A 15,679-nucleotide genomic window follows, 5' to 3' on the forward strand; every position below is an offset into this window, starting at 1 on the left:
GTAGATATCACCACGTTTGTGTTGAAGCGCTCCCCCTGTTTGCAGGGGGAGGAGAAGCATGCAGCGCTACTTTTTCAAAGTTCAGAGCTACATGTTCCCCTGCAGCAAGAGTGCGATAGCGCACGCTGTTAAACTCGAGCTTTCACTTTCTTCAGATGGAGTCCGTAATGGATACCGCGCGCGTCACTCGCTACATCAGCGATCTGTGGGATGCCGAAATCGTCCCGCAATTGGTGGAATACATCCGCATTCCCAACAAATCGCCGATGTTCGACAAGGATTGGGCGACGCACGGTCACATGGATGCCGCCGTGAAGCTGATGGAAACCTGGGCGCGCAGCAAGCTGCCGCTGTTGCCCGGCGCCACGCTCGAAGTGGTGCGGCTGCAAGGGCGCACGCCGCTGATCTACATCGAAGTGCCGGGCCAGGGCGACGACACGGTGGTGCTGTACGGACATCTCGACAAGCAGCCGGAAATGACCGGCTGGTCGGAAGGGCTGGGCCCGTGGACGCCGGTGCTGAAGGGCGACAAGCTTTATGGCCGCGGCGGCGCGGATGATGGCTACGCTATCTTCGGCTCGCTTGCCGCGCTGCTGGCGCTGCAGGAGCAGGGCATTCCGCACGCGCGCTGCGTGATCCTTATCGAAGCCTGCGAGGAATCGGGCAGCTACGACCTGCCGCATTACGTAGATCACCTCGCGCCGCGCATCGGCAATCCTTCGCTGGTGGTGTGCCTGGATTCGGGCTGCGGCAACTACGACCAGTTGTGGCTCACCACTTCACTGCGCGGCATGACCGGCGGTGAGCTGACCGTGCAGGTGCTGGAAGAAGGCGTGCATTCGGGCGATGCCTCCGGCGTCGTGCCGTCCAGCTTCCGCATCTTGCGCGACCTGCTTTCGCGTCTGGAAGATCCGGCAACGGGCCATATCAAGCCGAAAGAGTTGTATGCGGACATTCCGCAGCAGCGCATCGAGCAGGCCAAGGCCGCGGCCGGCGTGCTCGGCAAGGCGGTGTACGAGAAATTCCCGTTCGTGGATGGCATGCATCCGGTCACCGAAGATCTCACCGAGCTGGTGCTCAACCGCACCTGGCGTCCACAACTGGCAGTGACCGGCGCCGATGGGCTGCCGCCGCTGGAAAGCGCCGGCAACGTGTTGCGCCCGAAGACCAGCGTGAAGCTCAGCTTGCGCGTGCCACCGACGTTGGACGGCGCCAAGGCCGGCGAATTAGTGAAGCAATTGCTGGAGAAGGATCCGCCCTACGGCGCCAAGGTCACCTTCAAGCTGGAGAAGGATGGCAGCGGCTGGAACGCGCCGCAGCTTTCGCCGTGGCTGGAGCAGGCGGTGGCCGACGCCTCACAGCATTACTTCGGCGCGCCGGCTGCGTACATGGGCGAAGGCGGCTCCATTCCCTTCATGGGCATGTTGGGCGCCAAGTTTCCGCAAGCGCAGTTTCTGATCACCGGCGTGCTGGGGCCGCACTCCAACGCGCACGGCCCGAACGAGTTCCTGCACATTCCCACTGGCAAGAAAGTGTCGATGGTGGTGGCCGACGTGGTGGCGCGTCATTTTCAGCAGGGCAAGTAATGATCGACGCCGCGCAACTGGCCGCCAACTGGACCGCGGTGCGTCGGCGGGTGGACGAGGCCTGTCGCGCGGCGGGTCGCGATCCGGCTGAGGTCAACGTGCTGCCGGTCAGCAAGACCTTCGGCCCGGAAGTGGTCCGGGCCGCATTGGTGCTAGGTCTGCACCGCTTCGGCGAGAACAAGGTGCAGGAGATCCGCGAGAAAGCAGCGGCGCTGGCCGGCGAGACGATCGACTGGGTAGTGATCGGCCATTTGCAGACCAACAAGGCCAAGGACGTGGCGCGCGTGGCCAGCGAAGTGCAGTCGCTGGACCGGCTGGAACTGGCCGAGGCGCTGCATCGGCGCCTTGAGGCCGAAAACCGCACCCTGGACGTGCTGGTGCAGGTGAAGACCGCGCGCGAGGAGACCAAGCATGGTCTGCCCGGCGAGGAACTGCCGGCCTTTCTGGAGCGCCTGCGTGCCTATCCCACGCTGCGCGTGAAAGGGCTGATGACGCTGGCCACCCAATCGGATGACACGGACGAAGTGCGCGCCTGCTTCCGGCATCTGCGCGAACTGCGCGACGGTTGCGCCGGACAAGGCCATCGTTTGCCCCGCCTTTCCATGGGAATGAGCGGCGACTTCCCGCTAGCTATTGCCGAAGGTGCGACTGAAGTTCGGATCGGAACCGCCATTTTTGGTAGCCGTTCGAACCCTGTTGCGTGAGGTTTCACCTATTGCGGGTGTAAAGCAGGCGAAAAATTTTTGCGCGCCTGCTTACCAATAAACGTAGGTTTCTTGGAAATCTCTCTGTAGATCAATTAATTGCGGCGAATTGAGGTGGGAATTCGATTTTCCAAACGATAGGGTTCAGTTAACCCCATCCGAACAAGTCGGCGGCATGGCTTTGTTACTTTCACTACTTCGTCACGGCCGCCGCAGGGGGCGACGGCTGGGCAGGGTTACCGCCAGAGATCACCGAATGCCAAACACGCGACTTGTACTCGCCGCGCTTGCCACGGCGTTGTGCTTTTCAGGCACCGCCTACGCCGCCGACACTGACAGCAGCATCCAAGCCCAGGTCTCCGGCAAATTCTCTTCCGCATTGTTGAGTCCGCTCGCCGCTTTCTCTCCCGCGCCTTCCCTGGCGCAGTCCACGCTTCCCACCCAGCTTCCGATCGCCGCGCTGGCGCCCGCCAAGGGCAGCAGCAGCGCCGCTGATGACGACGCCGGTAATGCGGATGGCGCCCAGTTCAGCGACGCCAAGACCAGCCAGGATCTGCGGGATATGCTGATCGGTCTGGCCATGCAGTTGCGTCACGTGCGCTACGTGCGCGGCGGTCGCGATCCTTCCACCGGCTTCGACTGCAGCGGTTTCGTGCGCTATGTGTTCGAACGCGCAATCGGGCTGCAACTGCCGAGCAATTCGGCTTCGCAGTACCTGATCGGCCATATCGTGCATCGCAACGACATGCAGCCCGGCGATCTGGTGTTCTTCCGCACCGCGACGAATCGTCACGGGAAGGGCGGCATTTCACACGTCGCCATCTATATCGGCGAGGGCCGCTTCATCCACTCGCCGCGTCGCGGCGAATCCGTGCGCGTCGATAATCTCGCCGATAGCTACTGGTCCAAGCGTTTCGCTGGCGCCCGCCGTCCGGACGCCATGGCTCAGATCGATTCGAACACGCATAACGGCTGATTGGTTTTGCAATGACGATTGTGAAAGGCCACCAGTGGTGGCCTTTCTTTTTATTGCGCGCTGCGTATACACCCTTTCCTAGGGTTCCCTGTAACGTGTCGCAGCCGGCTTATTCCTCGGAATCTCGATCAACGTACATGTCACCCACGGGAGACGTCCACTACTGGCCGTGAAAAATTTCTGCTCGGCTCGCCGAATGGCTGAAATACCCAATATTCGTCGTCCCGGCGAAAGCTGGACGTAGCGCGAAGCGCGGAGAACGTCCGAAGGGCGGCCCCGAAGGGGTGAGCGAAGCGAACCATCCAGCGACTTGAAAGCTATCAAAGACACTGGGTGCCGACCTTCGCCGGAACGACGGCAAGACAAGATTAGGCATTACTCATATTTCTTTCCCTGATTACTTACCTAACCCCTTTTCATGCCGACTCGCCTTCCTCCTGTCACCCGCAACCTGCTGATCGCCAACATCGTGGTGTTTCTGCTGCAACAGGTAATGGGCGACACGCTGATTGCCCACTTCGCACTGTGGCCATGGGGACCGGATCAGCTGGCGCAGGCGCAAGACGGTAGTGCGATCGCGATCGGCTTCCGGCCGTGGCAGCTGGTCACCTACGCCTTCATGCATGGCGGTTATTGGCACATTTTTTTGAACATGTTCGGGTTGTACATGTTCGGCGGAATCCTGGAGCAGACCTTCGGCCCGCGCCATTTCACGCTGTACTACTTCGTGTGCTTGCTGACGGCCGCGCTGACGCAGTTGATGGTGGTGAAGTACTTCACGCATGGTTTCGAACCGACACTGGGCGCATCCGGCGCCATCTTCGGCTTGCTGCTGGCGTTCGGCATGCTCTACCCGCACGTGAAGCTGATGCTGATGTTCATACCGATACCTATGCCCGCGTGGTTATTGGTAAGCGGTTACGGCGCGGTGGAACTGGTGCTGGGCGTGTTCGGCTGGCAGCCTGACGTTGCGCACTTCGCCCATCTTGGCGGTATGCTGGGCGGCTTTTTGATGATCGAGTACTGGCGCGGCAAGTTGCCGATCAAACCAAAGCGCCGTTTGATGCGCTGAACAAAAATCGATAAGGGCGGGAAAACCATGACGCAACACCTGCAGCGACGGCTGATGCCGCGTCACATCACCTTCATGGCGCTGGGCATGGCCATCGGCACGGGCCTGTTCCTCGGCTCTGCCAGCACCATCAATATGGCCGGCCCTTCCGTGCTGTTCGCTTACATGTTTGGCGGCCTGATGATCTTCATCATCATGCGCGCGCTGGGCGAAATGGCCGTGCATGATCCGGTGGCAGGTTCCTTCAGCAGCTATGCGCATCGCTACCTCGGCCCGTTCGCCGGCTACGTTACCGGCTGGAACTACTGGCTGTTGATGGTAGGCGTCGGCATGGCCGAAAGCACCGGGGTTGGCATCTACATGAAGCAGTGGTTTCCCGATTTGCCGCAATGGATATGGGTATTCGGCAGTGTGGTGATGATCGGCACACTCAACCTGATGGCCGTGAAGGTGTACGGCGAGATGGAATTCTGGTTCACCATGATCAAAGTGGTGACCGTGGTGCTGATGATCCTGGGCGGCGCCGGCATGATTTTGCTGGGCTGGGGCAACGGTGGGCATCCGGTGGGCCTTTCCAATCTGTGGAGTCACGGCGGCTGGTTCCCTCATGGAGTGATGGGCATGGTGCTGGCGCTGCCAGTGGTGGTGTTCGCCTTCGGCGGCATCGAGACCGTGGGCATGGCGGCGGGCGAGGCTTCGCAACCGGAGCGCACCATTCCGCGCGCCGTCAATTCGGTGCTATGGCGTATTCTGATTTTCTACGTAGGTGCATTGTTCGTGATCATGGCGATCTATCCGTGGAACCAGATCGGTACCCAGGGAAGTCCGTTCGTGACCACGTTCGACAAGCTTGGTATTGCGCAAGCGGCAGGCATCATCAATTTCGTACTGATCACCGCGGCGCTGTCGGGCTTCAACAGCACTACGTTCAGCGGCAGCCGCATGCTTTACAGCCTGGCCAACAAAGGGCAGGCGCCGGCCGCGCTGGCCAAGGTGAGTGTGCATGGTGTGCCGGTTCGCGGCGTGCTGGTGTCACTCGCATGCCTGATGGTGGGCGTGGTGCTCAATTACCTGCTGCCCAAGAGCATCTTCGAAATGATGATGTCGATTCTCTCGTTCAACACCGTGTGGACGTGGTCGATGGTGTTGATCGCTCACTTCAGCTTCCGCCGCCGGTATGGCAAGACAGCGTTCCCGCTGCGCGGCTGGCCGTTTACTAGCGTGATCTGCCTGGCGTTCCTGCTGTTCGTGGTGGTGATGCTGGGCTATCACCCCGATACGCGCGTGGCCTTGTATGTGGGCGCGGCGTGGGTGGCGTTGCTGACGGTTGCTTATTACGCGTTTGGTATTGGGCGCAGGATGAGTCTTGCTGCAGCGGATGCGAACGCGGTTTGACCGCAGGGTATTTGTGCCGTTCGTAGCCACGTGGCCGTCATTCCCGCTTTCGAGGGAATGACGGCTATTGAGATTCAGCGCAGCGCCAGAAAATCCGGGCTCACTATAAAGCGCACCGCATCCAGTCGCAGGCGCGCCTGTGGCAACGCCTCGAGCAAGGCAGAACGCTCCTTTTCGACACCTGCAATTTCCACTTCGCTGATCGACGGATTCACCGCGCGCAACGCATGCAATCGCGCCAGTTCCGCATCCAGTGTTTCCCTCGCGTCATTCACCGCGTCCGCAATGCTGCTCTGCGCACGCAGACTTGCGGCAGCCTCCGCTTTCTCCAACATCGGCGGCACCAGTTTGGCGAGGAACTTGCGATAACGCGGCACCTCGATGGTGCGCTCGCCGGCTCGGCGTACAGCGGCGTCGCTCGGCTGAAAGTTCGCACGTTCCGTGAGCTTGGTATCGATGGTTGCCACGATCGGCTGCGTCGGCAGGAAGCGCTCGGCATCCAGGCTGCGCTCGGCTACGCATTCCAGTACGTAGGCAGCCTGCAGCAGCGCACTACGCGGCGGCAAGGCGTCGTCCACCATGAAGGTAGCATTGCCGCGTTCGTTGGATAGCACCAAGTCGACGGCGCTGGCGATCATCGGGTGATCCAGGCGCAGCAGCGGAAGCTCCTCGCGTGCGAGTGCCACCTCGCGTGAGAACGTGACGGATACCGGGCCTTCGGCAAAGCCGGGTAGGGCGTCTGTGGACAGGTATTGCGGATCGAGCAACAGCACGTGGCTGCTGAGTTCCTCTACGTGGATGCCGAAGGATTCCAGCAGGCGTTGCTGGAAGGCATCGCGCGAAGGATCGTCGTCCTCACGGCGGAATGCCTGCGCCAGTTCGTCGGCGTGCAGATCGCGGCTTGCAGCAAGCTCCAGCAAGTGATCGCGGCCGGCTCGGATCAGCTCAGCCATCTGCTCGTGCGCCGCGCGCGTTTCGGCAAGCAGCACATCCAGTTCTTGATCGCGCTGATCGTCGCCACGCGCGTGTTCCTCGGCAAGCTTGGCCAAGGTATTGCCGAAACGACGCAAGAGTTCGCGGCCATCAGCAGGGCTGGTGCGGAAGGCATCGATGCCTTCGTCGTACCAGCGTGCCATGACGTGTTGCGCGCTGTCGGCGGCGGCGATGATGTGAATGTTGATGTCGTGCTTCTGCCCAATGCGATCGAGGCGTCCGATACGTTGTTCGAGCAAATCCGGATCGAGCGGCAGATCCCACAACACCAGACGATGCGCGAACTGGAAGTTGCGGCCTTCCGAACCGATTTCCGAGCAAATCAGCAGACGCGCGCCATCCGGCTGCGCGAAATACGCCGCGTTGCGATCGCGTTGTACGATGCCAAGACCTTCGTGGAAACGCGCAATACCAGCGCCGGTGCGCGTGCGCAGCGCTTCCTCTAACGCCAGCACTTTGGCCTGGCTGCGACAGATCAGCAGAAACTTGTCCTGCGGATGGCGATCGAGCAGCGCGACCAGCGTGTCCACGCGCGGATCGTTGGCGTAATTTAATTCGAGCACTGGCACCGGCTGCTGGATATCCGCATGGAATTCCGCCAGCAGCGACTGGCGCATGCGGTCATCCACACGTTCGGCGTCGATCAGTTCCCACTCGGGCATGCGTTTGGGAAAACCGCCGATGCTGGCGCGGCGGTTACGGAACATGGAGCGGCCGGTGCCATGGCGATCGATTAAGGCTGCGAGCAGTTCGCGACTGTGTTCCGGCTTGGTAGCGTCGGCCAGGCGGGCTTGCAGCGTTGCGTCGCCTTCAAAGGCCTTGTGCAGTTGTTCCAGCTCGGCGGCTTCGAGCGGCGTGCGTGCCAGCAGTTTGTCGGCAATCCGTGAAAGCGATTGGAAGCGTTCGGATTCGGCCAGATAAGCATCGAGATTGTGATAGCGCTGCGGATCGAGCAGGCGTAGTCGCGCGAAGTGGCCGCTGCGGCCGAGCTGCTCCGGCGTGGCCGTAAGCAGGATTACGCCGCGCGTGGCAGCGGCAAGCTGCTCCACCAGGGTATAGCGCGGGCTGGCGCTTTCTGGCGTCCAGGCCAGATGATGGGCTTCGTCCACCACCAGCAGATCCCAGCCTGCATCGAGCAATTGCTGCGCGCGCTTGGGGCTGTGCTCAAGGAAGCCGAAGTCGGCGATGACCAGTTGTTCGTCTTCGAACGGATTGGCGTCGCTGCCGGATTGCTCCAGCGCTTCGCAGCGCTCCTCGTCGTAGATCGCAAAGCTCAGGTTGAAGCGGCGCAGCAGCTCCACGAACCATTGGTAGACCAAGGTATCGGGCAGCAGCACGAGCACGCGGTTGGTGCGACCGGTCGCGATCTGGCGCGCGATGATCATGCCCGCCTCGATCGTCTTGCCCAGGCCCACCTCGTCGGCCAGCAACACGCGCGGCGGACGGCGCGATGCAGCAATGCCTGCCACGCGCAACTGATGCGGCACCAGCCCGATCCGCGCGGAACCTAGGCCCCAGCTCGCCGATCGCCGCGCTGAGGCCCGTCGCTCCAGGCTTTCCAGGCGCAGTTCGAAATGCTGGACCGGGTCGGTACGCCCGCCAATCAGCCGGTCATCCGCCTGGCTGACGCTCTGCTCGTCATCCAACTGCCCTTCGTGCAACTCGCGCCCTTCGCCGCGATAGACCAGCAGCCCCTCGCGCTCCTCCACTCGCTCCACCAGAAACGCGAGGCCCTTGCCCGCCACCCGCTGCCCCGCCCGAAACTCCGCCCGCACCAGCGGCGCCGAATCGGCCGCATAAGGGCGCAACACCCCCGACTTGGCAAACAACACCTGCACCCCACGCCCCTCGACGCGCAGCACAGTGCCGAGGCCGAGCTCAGGCTCGGCGGTAGAGATCCAGCGTTGACCAGGTGTGAACATTTGGCCTGCAATTGCGCGGTTTCGAGGGGGGTCGATTATCCGCGCAATCCCGCAGGCTGGCTACGGTCGGATTGAGACGAGTGTTTTCGTGTTTGTCAGAGGAGCAGAAACCGAATAGGCATCTACAAGAACGTTGAGAAAGGACGGATCAAAGCGCCGATGCTTACCAGCAACCTGTGGTTTGCGAACCAGAATTGCCCTGTACGCCCAGATCGGTGAGGGTGAAATTGCCGCAACTGTCACTTGCCTGGCTGTTTGTTGCTTGAGCTGTTGCCGTGAAATTGGTGCTGGCAGTGGGGTTGCCTGTCAGTTGCACGGTTATCTTGTAATAGTCAGTGGCTGCCACGCCATTGGGCACGGTAATACTGCCACCACCCCCGGAGCTATAACCGAGCGTTGACAACGAGTTCGTATATTGGTTGGTGGTCGAATAGTACTTTTCCTCGCGACTGGCCAAGTCGAACAACGCCGATTTGGCGGCGGTTCGACGCGACTCCATCACGTACTTCTGATAAATCGGTATCGCAATGGCCGCGAGGATGGCGAGTATGACCACGACGATCATCAACTCGATCAGCGTGAAGCCATTCGTCCGAAGCTGCTGTGCTGGGCGAATGGCGGTTTGCGGCATGGCAATCGTCGAGTTCTTGCTTTTCACATATCCCCCTTTGGATAACTTGATGGCGTGTGCAAGTGATCGTTCCCAGATCAGTGCAATTGCAACCAGGTCAGTCGATTGCCGTTGGCCGCATTGGGCGGATTGGCCTGAGATATCTGCGCCTTCTGCTCGCCCTGCGTGACATAGAAGGTCTTTCCATTGTACTGAACGAAACTACCCGTACCCGTACCGCTGAGTGAGATGCCCACTACCGCGGCACCCTGTATCAGGCCAAACGTGCCGTTGGGATTGGGGAAGAAGGATTGAGAGAACGCGCCGCCGGTGGCGGGATTGAGCGCCATCGTAAAGCCCCCATTGTTGAGTGCCGAACAGGTCAGCGGCGAGTTGTTCGAAGGTATCGTGGTGTTGACCACGAACGCGCCTTCGGCCTCGTTCGGGTTGTAGATGACCTGCTCGGTCTGATTCGGCACACCGCTTGCGCTCACACCCACGCCGTTGACGCCCTGGTAACCGGGCAGTTGCATGTACCAGCCGTACATCGTGCCTGCTGCCGCCTGGCCGCTGGAGTTGGTGCAGCTTATGCCGACAAAGCAGACAGTGTTAGTGGTGGCTGTTCGATAATAGGTGGTGTTGCCGGCGCTGTCCGTGGACGAGATAGTGGTCGTGGTTTGTTGCTGCAACGTGCTGGTCGTGATCGGCGTGTTTGCCTTGGGCACGGAAGTCCCGCTCAAGCCGGCATAGTTGGCGCCTGCGGTACCGGAAGTACCGAGCTTCCAATCCCAAATGCCGTAGAGCGCCTGCGGTCCAGTGGAGTAAACAGCTGACGAGGTGATGGTCTGAGCCTGCACAGCGCCCGTGCCGAACTCAATCAATACCCGCGACAACTGACCCACCGCCGTCGGCGCCACGGCGACCGCCACCACCTGCGTAGTGATGGGCTGGTACGTCGTGGCATTGACTGTGTTGCTGCCAACTGTCGTGCTGTATGACGTTTGTGGCGTGCTGAAAAGCGCCCCATTCGAGGTGTTGGGATAGGTGGTTATCCCCCACGACGTAGGAGTGGAGCTGGTCAGGTCGAAGCGCCAGACGTTGCCGTAGTAGTCGCCCGCATATACGTAATCGGTGATGTGATCGCCATCCACGTCCACGGGTGTAACGTAGGCAATGCCATTGGCGCCCTGCGTGTTGGAAGGGCTGCCCACGCCGGTGCCCAGGTAATACGTCTGGTCGATGGTGCCGGAGTTCGAGATGGTCATGACGTAAATGCCGGCATCACCTGCAGAGCTACTGAGGCCATTGCCGAAGATGACGCCCCATTCGCCATTGTGCAGGCGGCGAATCTGCGGTGTACCGAACGTCTGGCCCAGGTGCGTTCTGCACAGGCTGGTTGACGTATCGCTATAACAAGTCAGCGGACTGTTGGAGGAGTTTGACCATTCGCCGATCACATTGCCCGAGCCCATGGTTGTGGAGGGCGCCGTAATGTCGAGGGCGAAAATGTCATTGCCACCCGCACCAATGCCGCTGACCAGCCAGGTATGCCATTTGCCGCCGTAGAACAGATCACCGGTTCCGGGCGTAGCGTCAACGAAATAGTTATGCGAGTACTGAGTGGAGGAGTAGTCCAGCGACGCTGTGGCCGAATGGATGGTTTGCAAAACGGCCTGGGGCATGTAGCCCATCAGCTCTTGGCCATCGTTGTTGGTGCTTACATAGTTGCCGTTGCTGTCGTACGCACCTGCTCGGAACACATGTAGGAAACCATCGTTTGCCCCTTCATAGACCGCGTTGGTGCGGGTTGCTTCGGCTGTGACAAACTGCGAATAGGTTTGCGGGCTACTCTTGTTTTCGTTGAGCGGATCGGAGGTGTTGGTGAGGTCCTGCCACGTATCGGGATAATCCGTGGAAGGCGGACCCACCCACACAGGGCTGGAGTCGACGATGTCACCCAGCACGCTGGTGCGGGCGCGGAAGAGACCTACGCCCTGGCTGTTGACCTCGTTGCTGCGGTCGCCCTGCAGGTAGGAAGCGCGATTCGACCCTTGACTATCGTCGTTGAGCCAGCCTTGCTCAGTCGTGGTCAGGCGGCCCCAGGTGAAAGGGATGCCTGCCGTGCCGCTCCACGTCACCAGGTTGCGGGAACCGGGGCCCTGTGCGGTATTGGTTCCATTGGTGGCCGTGCAAGCGCCGCCCGTCAGCACACACGATGCATCCCAGTTGACCGTGCCGAACGAAATGGTGCCGTTGGTATTGGCCACGAGATTGATGGCTTCGAGCTGTCCCCACCAGTTGGTGGTGTGGTAATACGCCAGATAGACCTGCGTACCCGTTCCCACCTGAGACGACTGCTGCACGTTGATGCCCGCTGAGCTTGAGGACAGCGATGCCGGTATGGCCTGGAAGCAGGTGATCTCGTGCACGTTGTCACTGCCACCGGTGGAGCCGCCGAAGCCGAACAGAAAGCTGGACGGCATCGTGCCGTTCGACTGTTGGATGCTCTGATTGGTAATCACAGGCTGGTAAGTGCCACCGTTCCAGCTATACGCCAAGCTCAACATGCCATCCTGCGTCACGGTCAATTTATAGGTTACCGGCGTGGCAGCCGAACGTGTGGTGGCACTTTCATTGGCAAGCGGTGTACTGGACGGCAGGTTGACATAGCCTTTGGGAATGGCGGCATAGTCCGGAAACGTAGTCGTTGCCGTGACGGGGACCTGCTGTGTGTTTGAGCTTATGGCAACGCTTCTATATTTGGTACCGACAAACCCGTACGGTGAATTGTCATTGCCAGTGTATCCATCGGAAGACGATGTTGTGGAGCCAGCAGCAACATAGCCGCTTCTGGTATTTTGATACAGCGTGCCGGAATAGGTTTGGGTATTTCCGTTGTGATCTGTATAACTATAGTTCCACGTCGTCGTGGTCGTATATTGCCCAGTGTTGTACGTATAAGTGCCGCCGTTTTGGCAGGTATTCAGTACGTCGTTGGACGTTGCGCTCGAATTGACAGCTTTTAGCGCGATCAGATTGATGTTGCCGTAACCGCGAAGGCCGATACGGCCCGGTTGATATTCAGGCCCGCCCCCCCCTGTCAGACCGGACACGGAACCCGTTGTAACGCCGGTGCTGCCTGATGCATTGCTCGCGTTCAAGGCGCCTGAATAGGTATTGTCACCAGCGTTAAGGTAGTTGCCGAATTCGTCCATGCCCAGGCCAAGATAGGCGTCGGTCATGCCGTCGTAAGGCGAGTTGCTGTTCGAGCAGCTGTAACCCAAGCTGCCGCCCCATGCGCCGAGCGTCCATGCATTGGTGCCACCGGTGTTATTGGGGTTGTTGGCGGCCGCGCTCACGTTTGCCGCGTCGGCACCATTGAGCAGATAAAAGCCTATACCGTCCGCACCATGGCCGCCGGAGTTATCGCCACCGTATGTGTAGGTGGTGAAAGTAACCTGGATGCCTTGGCCAGAGGGAAACGGCGTGGTGGAGATGATGGCGCCATTCTGATGATAGTTACACGTGCCGTTTGCGCAGCCGTTGGTCAGGCGAAGCGCACCGGAACCTGCAGTGTCCGCATTGTTGGTCAGGCCGGTCTGGGTTTGGGTACTGTAATAGGCAAGTCCGCTACACGCCGGGATCGAGCCCGATCCATTGCCCGCGGTGAGGCAAGCGCCGTTGAAAGGAGACCAGGTGAGGTTGGCCGAAGTACCCGTGAAGGTGTCCTGCACGACATTGGTCGTTTGCGCGCTTGCGCAGTTGCCAAACACCTGCCCAAGTACGATGCCTGCGATAACGAATCGGATCGCTTTCATTTAGGGATTCCCCAGATTGCAGACAGTGGGTGTCAGTTCGTAATCGCTGCGCACGACCGCAGTCGTGCCGGACGTGCCGCCGTAAGCCAAAGCGGTGACTTCGAAAATCTTCGCCTTGCAACTGGATCTCGGGTCGTAGCCCAGATACCGGATGTAATACATCGGTTGCGCGTAGTAGAGGCCGGCGCCACCGGTCGTGGAAAACTGGATATTGCTATCGGCGGTGGTCGCGTTGTACGTCATCGCATTGGAGATCGTCATTGGGGACCCGGAGGTTGGCCCAACGGGATTTCCTGACGTATTGGTTGGGCATATCTCGAATACACCCGCGGCCGGTGCGCTGATGCAGGTGGCGAGCGCTGCATTGAGCCCGTTGCTCAGCAACTCATATTCGGCAAACTGCAAGGTGCTCTGCGCCATCTGGAAAGCGCGGCCTTTTTCCTTGGTGTTGGCCGACATGTTCTGTTGCACCGTAAAGTTGTGATAAAGGCTGGCGGCTATGAACGTCAGTACGATCAGCATTATCAGGCTTGCGATCAGTACAAAGCCGCCGTCTTTGCGATGCCTTGGTTTTGTCGTGATATTCATAGGCCGTCGGAAAATGAGCGTTAGATCGAATTGGTCGTTTGCGTGACTGCAACGATTCGCGTAATAGGATTCACGGTTGCGGGCTGACCCGTCTGCGAGGCCAGCGGATTGGTGAATATCAGTTGTATCTTTACGGACCTGACGTAGGACCAGTAGGCGTTGCTCGTCACCGCGGACGCATTCATGTATTGCGTTGCCGAGCCTGTGCCGCCCGGGTCAACGCCGTACGTGGTGGTCATCGAAGAGATACCCGAAACGACGGTCTGCGATGGCGTGGTGGTGGTGGCGCCGTTCAACACGCTGGTGACGCCGCATTTCAGATTGCCGCTGGCATCGATCGTATAGGTATTGGTGACCAGTGCCCGATCGGATTGAGACTGTCCAAGACAGTCCAGTGCACTTCCATCGGACATGAAGCGAACATAGATGGTGTCGCTCGGGTTACTCGCCGATCCCGATGTTCCCTTGGAACCCCATATGTATTGTCCCGCGGCGAAGTTACCGGAAGCTGTGAACACATTGGTGGGGGTGAACAGCGGACTGGGCGGCGCCGGGTTTGTCGAATAGTTGTCTCCCAGCGGATAAAAGCCACCACTTTGCACAATGCTGGCCATCGTTGTTACGGCCATTCGCTCGGCGTCCTGCAATTGCGCGAGGGAGTTTTGCGCGTTGAATGTGTTGCGTGTTTGCAGCCAGACGTTAAACAGGCCCGCAAGCAGAAACACGCCAATGGTCATCGCGATCAACAATGAGATCAGGCTTAAGCCGCGTTGATGGGCACGTGTCATGGTCATGGTGCTCAAAATTGGTTGACCAGCGTGTAGCTCACCGTTGTGGAGGACGCCGGGTTGCTCTGCGTTCCCTTGTTAATGGCGGTGGTAGCTTTTTCCTTCCAGTCGAGCTGGATGGTGCAAACAGGAGGGACATTGGTATTGCAATTGATGACGGCGTCGACGGCGGTGGGAATCTGCTGGAAATATTCGGGCGTCCACTTACTTATGTCGTACGCTGCCATGTCCGATGCCGAGCAATTGCTGCCTCCGGCGCAGTTCGTGGTCGCCGCAAGAGCACTGCTTCCGGTGATGCTGTAGCCGGACCCGCTGGGCGTTATGGTGACCGACGAGGTGGGCGCCGCGCCTCCATCCCAAAACGCAGGGTTCGCAAGCATGGAGTCGGCCAAGCTGCGTGCTTCGATCGCCGCAATCGATTCGGTTTGCGATGTGTGCGTGCCGGCCAGCGCGCTGGCTTGCAAGGCTGCGATGCCGATCAGGCCAATGGAAATGATGACCAGCGCAACGAGCACTTCCAGAAGGCTGTAACCGCCGTTTCGAACCGATGATTGATGATTCACGGGCATTGTGCCCCTCCTCCGTTCGTAGCAGTGCTCTGTGGCGTATAAGCGGCCATGGTTCCGGACACGCCGATGGACAGACAGCGGATCATGCCGGCGTCGTTAGTGGCGTCGTTGAGAACCAGCCAACCCGTCGGCGGTGAGGCCGGTGTACTGCCAAGGCTGCCCGTGCCGCCCATGCGATTGAAAGTGAGCGAGGAAACCGTGACGCCCGCATCCGTGGATGAGGACGTGACGGTGTCGGTGCTCTGGAGCGCATTGTGAATGCGCAGCAAGGTATCGCCATTTTGAGGCTGATAGGACTGTTGATCGACGGTCGTGGAAGTGTCGGTAAAGATGATCCAGCCGGTATTCCACTGGCTATTGGTGGAGGCGCCGCACGTGGGTACGGAGGCTGCAGGAGTCGGCGAAGGACAGATGGTGACGTTGGTGCCCGAGCGGATCGCCGAAGAGCGCGCTATTTCGATATCGGTCTGCAGGTCGTTGATCTCCCCGGACATCCGGTATTGGATGATCATGTTTTTGTACGCGGGGATGGCGTAAGCCATGATGATCGCCGCGATGGCCAGTACAACCAGCAACTCGATCACACTAAAGCCGCCTGTTGCCATGCGTTGCGCACGCAGCATGCCCATGCTTCCCCCGTTTGGCGCCCGAATCCGAT

Annotated in this window: 12 protein-coding genes; 5 read left to right on the plus strand and 7 right to left on the minus strand. The window is 59.8% G+C overall.

Annotated features, from left to right (window positions below; genetic code table 11):
• The first annotated feature begins 167 nt into the window (after positions 1–167).
• The 5 genes from ISP18_RS06330 to ISP18_RS06350 all read left to right on the plus strand — a co-directional run bounded on the left by ISP18_RS06330 (position 168) and on the right by ISP18_RS06350 (position 5,733).
• Positions 168–1,586 (plus strand): M20 family metallopeptidase, encoded by a 1,419-nt coding sequence (locus ISP18_RS06330; RefSeq protein WP_380008216.1) that lies wholly within the window; start codon positions 168–170, stop codon positions 1,584–1,586.
• Positions 1,586–2,290 (plus strand): YggS family pyridoxal phosphate-dependent enzyme, encoded by a 705-nt coding sequence (locus ISP18_RS06335; protein WP_380008219.1) that lies wholly within the window; start codon positions 1,586–1,588, stop codon positions 2,288–2,290. Before ISP18_RS06330 ends, ISP18_RS06335 begins: the two co-directional genes overlap by 1 nt.
• Before the next feature lie 256 nt (positions 2,291–2,546).
• The gene (locus ISP18_RS06340; RefSeq protein WP_380008223.1) at positions 2,547–3,266 is read left to right on the plus strand and encodes a C40 family peptidase; all 720 of its coding nucleotides are present in this window, start codon (positions 2,547–2,549) and stop codon (positions 3,264–3,266) included.
• Positions 3,267–3,684: 418 nt separating this feature from the next.
• Positions 3,685–4,338, plus strand: coding sequence for a rhomboid family intramembrane serine protease (locus ISP18_RS06345; protein WP_380008226.1), 654 nt, complete (start codon positions 3,685–3,687; stop codon positions 4,336–4,338).
• A gap of 27 nt (positions 4,339–4,365) precedes the next feature.
• Positions 4,366–5,733: an amino acid permease gene (locus ISP18_RS06350; RefSeq protein ID WP_380008229.1), complete on the plus strand. Its 1,368-nt coding sequence runs from the start codon at positions 4,366–4,368 to the stop codon at positions 5,731–5,733.
• 74 nt (positions 5,734–5,807) lie between these two features.
• Here the strand turns inward: ISP18_RS06350 and rapA are convergent, their stop codons facing one another.
• From rapA to ISP18_RS06385, 7 genes are all read right to left on the minus strand, one after another.
• Positions 5,808–8,648 (minus strand): RNA polymerase-associated protein RapA, encoded by a 2,841-nt coding sequence (rapA, locus tag ISP18_RS06355; RefSeq protein WP_380008232.1) that lies wholly within the window; start codon positions 8,646–8,648, stop codon positions 5,808–5,810.
• Between the two features lie 163 nt (positions 8,649–8,811).
• Positions 8,812–9,306, minus strand: coding sequence for a type IV pilin protein (locus ISP18_RS06360; protein WP_380008235.1), 495 nt, complete (start codon positions 9,304–9,306; stop codon positions 8,812–8,814).
• A 50-nt stretch (positions 9,307–9,356) separates the two neighbouring features.
• Positions 9,357–13,076, minus strand: coding sequence for a PilC/PilY family type IV pilus protein (locus tag ISP18_RS06365; protein ID WP_380008238.1), 3,720 nt, complete (start codon positions 13,074–13,076; stop codon positions 9,357–9,359).
• Positions 13,077–13,664: a pilus assembly PilX family protein gene (locus ISP18_RS06370; protein WP_380008241.1), complete on the minus strand. Its 588-nt coding sequence runs from the start codon at positions 13,662–13,664 to the stop codon at positions 13,077–13,079.
• Positions 13,665–13,684: 20 nt separating this feature from the next.
• Positions 13,685–14,452 carry a PilW family protein gene (locus tag ISP18_RS06375; protein WP_380008244.1) on the minus strand — a complete coding sequence of 256 codons (768 nt, stop codon included), beginning with the start codon at positions 14,450–14,452 and terminating at the stop codon, positions 13,685–13,687.
• Positions 14,453–14,463: 11 nt separating this feature from the next.
• The gene (gene pilV, locus ISP18_RS06380) at positions 14,464–15,021 is read right to left on the minus strand and encodes a type IV pilus modification protein PilV (RefSeq protein WP_380008248.1); all 558 of its coding nucleotides are present in this window, start codon (positions 15,019–15,021) and stop codon (positions 14,464–14,466) included.
• Positions 15,012–15,650, minus strand: a complete 639-nt coding sequence (locus ISP18_RS06385; protein WP_380008251.1) for a GspH/FimT family pseudopilin — start codon at positions 15,648–15,650, stop codon at positions 15,012–15,014. Before ISP18_RS06385 ends, pilV begins: the two co-directional genes overlap by 10 nt.
• Between the last annotated feature and the right edge of the window lie 29 nt (positions 15,651–15,679).

The organism is Dyella humi, from assembly GCF_044904605.1.
In the GTDB taxonomy this organism is placed as follows: domain Bacteria; phylum Pseudomonadota; class Gammaproteobacteria; order Xanthomonadales; family Rhodanobacteraceae; genus Dyella_B; species Dyella_B humi.